The organism is Streptomyces sp. MCA2 (assembly GCF_023544705.1).
Classification (GTDB): domain Bacteria; phylum Actinomycetota; class Actinomycetes; order Streptomycetales; family Streptomycetaceae; genus Streptomyces; species Streptomyces decoyicus.
This window is the reverse complement of record NZ_JAMJFM010000117.1, coordinates 1-1707: the sequence shown is the minus strand read 5'-3', so window position 1 is coordinate 1707 and position 1707 is coordinate 1. Positions and strand designations below refer to the sequence as shown.

The window sequence follows — 1707 nt, the reverse complement described above, 5'->3', positions numbered from 1 at the left end:
GTGCCGGGGGCGCCGTGGGGGTTGGCGGTGAACCGTGTTGCCGTGAGGTCGGGGCGGTGGAGGTATCCGCGGGCAAGGAGGTCGCCGGCGATGTAGAGCTCGCCGGTGACGTTGGGGGGCACGGGTTGGAGGTGGGCGTCGAGGATGTGGATCTGGGTGTTCCAGATGGGGTGCCCGATGGTGATGGTGCCGGTGGGTGCGGGCTGTCCGGGCTCGATGCGGTACTGAGTGCAGCCAACCGTCGTTTCAGTGGGCCCGTACTCATTGATGACGGTGGTGCCGGGGTGGTCACTGCGCCACTCGTCGAGCGCCTCACCCAGGAGCGCTTCACCACCGAGAACCAGCTGCTCGGTCGGCGAGACGTGCGCGGGCAGATTCTTGAGCAGGCTCAGGTGCGACGGCGTGGCCTTGACGAAGGTCGGTGCTTCGGCGAGGTCGGGGGCGGTGCCCTCGTCCAGCTCGACCAGATGCGCGCAGCCACCGAGAGTCAGAGGCCCGAGGAGCCCGGTGACGGTGAGGTCGAAGGAGACAGGCGAGTGGACGAGAGTCCGCCCGCTCATAGCGGGGTAAGCAGCGTGGGCCCAGCGGAGGTAGAGATTCAGCGAGCGGTGCTCAACGACGACGCCCTTCGGCCGCCCCGTGGAACCAGACGTATAGATGACGAAGACGGGATGCGAGGTCTTCGCCTCGCTCAACCGATCCGCATCGCGAACGTCGATGCTGGAGAGGCCGGCCGTGTGTTCGGCGACGTCAGGGGTATCGAGCGTCAGGGTGGTCATGCCGTCGACGGCCGGGAGGTGCTGAGTTCCTGCGGTATCGGTCAGGGCCAGCACGGCGGAGACGTCGTCGAGCATGTAGGCGATGCGGTCGGCGGGGTAGGAGAGGTCGAGGGGTACGTAAGCGGCACCCGTTTTGACGATGGCGAGGATCGCCACGACGAAGTCGATGCTGCGGGGGAGGGCGACGGCGACGTACTTCTCGGGCCCGGAGCCTTGGGTGATGAGGAAACGGGCGAGCTGGTTGGCGCGGGTGTTCAGCTCGCTGTAGGTGAGCTGGGTGCCGTCGTGTTCCAGAGCAGTGGCGTCAGGGGTACGCGACACCTGGGCTTCGAAGAGCTCGGAAAGCGTGGCGTCGGGAACATCGCGCGCGGTGTCGTTCCAGCCGTTGAGCAGCAGTTCACGCTCCTGCGCGGAGATGACGTCGACCTCTCCGATGGGGCGTGAGGCGTCCGTGACGGCGTTGCGCAGCAGGCGTTCCAGCCACGCCGCGATGCTCTGCGCGGTCTGCCGGTCGAAGAGGTCGGTCGCGAACTCCACCGACCCCCGCATACCGGAGGGCACACCGCTGCTGTCGTGCTGCTCTTCCACGTCGAAGGAGAGGTCGAACTTGGCCGACGCGACATCCAGCGCGTAGTCCTGCGTGGTGAGTCCGGGCAGTTCCAGCTCGGCGTCGTTGTTCTGGAAGGTCAGCATCACCTGGTAGAGGGGGTGATGGGCCAGCGAGCGGGTGGGGTTGACGATCTCCACGAGTCGCTCGAAGGGCACGTCCTGGTTCGTGTAGGCGGCCAGGTCTGTTTCCCTCACGCGTCCCAGGAGTTCGGCGAAGGTGGGGTCGCCGGAGGTGTCGGTGCGCAGCACGAGGGTGTTGATGAAGAAGCCGACGAGGTCGTCGAGGGCGTCGTCGGTGCGTCCGGCGATAGCGGAGCCG

General features: G+C 67.0%; 1 protein-coding gene. It reads right to left on the bottom strand.

Annotation, left to right across the window (positions count from 1 at the left end):
* Positions 1–1707 (bottom strand): AMP-binding protein (locus tag M8I34_RS41050; RefSeq protein ID WP_250058157.1); only part of this gene is annotated, 1707 nt, incomplete at both ends.